Origin of the sequence: Psychroserpens burtonensis DSM 12212 (assembly GCF_000425305.1) — a bacterium.
Lineage (GTDB): Bacteria > Bacteroidota > Bacteroidia > Flavobacteriales > Flavobacteriaceae > Psychroserpens > Psychroserpens burtonensis.
Genome location: NZ_AUDE01000073.1, coordinates 1 through 1,007, shown reverse-complemented (window position 1 = coordinate 1,007; position 1,007 = coordinate 1). Strand labels below are relative to the sequence as shown.

Genomic DNA, 1,007 nt, shown 5'->3' with positions numbered 1-1,007 from the left:
CAACTAATGCCATCGCTACGCCAACAAACTATACGAATACCACAGCCTTCAATCAAATTCTCTGGGTACGCGTAGAAGATAATGCAACAGGCTGTTACAAGCTTACCACATTAGAACTGATTGTTAATACGCTACCAGTACTTGTGCAACCAGCACCATTAGAACTCTGTGATGACAACAATCCAGGGGATCAGATGGAATCTTTCCTTCTAGAAGACGCTGCAGATGAAATTCTCAACGGACAAACAGGGATCAGCTTAACCTACTTTGAAACACAAGCAGACGCAGATGCTAACACGAACCCCATCTCAAGTCCGTACACAAACATACCGAACCCACAAACAATTTTCGTAGTAGCTACCAACGATGTTACAGGCTGCTCAGTAAGCACCACCGCAACGCTATTACTAAGAGTGAACCCAATCCCATCACCAACAGCACCAACAGATTTAGAAGCCTGTGATACAGATAACGATGGTTTTGCAGATTTTAATCTAGAAGAGCGTACTTTGGAGATTATAGGAGGGGAGTTAAATACCGCAGTGACCTATCACGAGACACAAGCCGATGCCGAGACAGCAGACAACGCACTAGTAAGTCCATACACGAATATCGTTATAGATCAGCAAACCATTTACATTAGACTCACTAATACTATAACCGGTTGTTATAATGCTTCAGAAACGCTAACAATTCGCGTATTAGAGTCCCCAGAAGTACCGCTCACAATAGCGGACTACGTGATCTGTGATACCAATTCAGATGGGATTTCCCAATTTGATTTAACCACCAAAGATGTAGAAATTCTAGGCACACAAACCGGTGTGACACTCACATACCATATAACGTTAGCAAATGCACAATCAGGGTCTAACGCGATAGCAAACGTCGGTAACTATACCAATAGTAGTAACCCACAAACCATTTATGTAAGACTGGTAAGCAATACTAACGGTTGTGTAGATACCGGATTATTTGAAATCCGTGTAGAATTACCACCAGTAGCA

General features: G+C 42.5%; 1 pseudogene. It reads left to right on the top strand.

Features of this window, described 5'->3' with window-relative positions:
- Positions 1-1,007 (top strand): annotated as a pseudogene (locus H593_RS21065) (hypothetical protein); the annotation flags it as partial.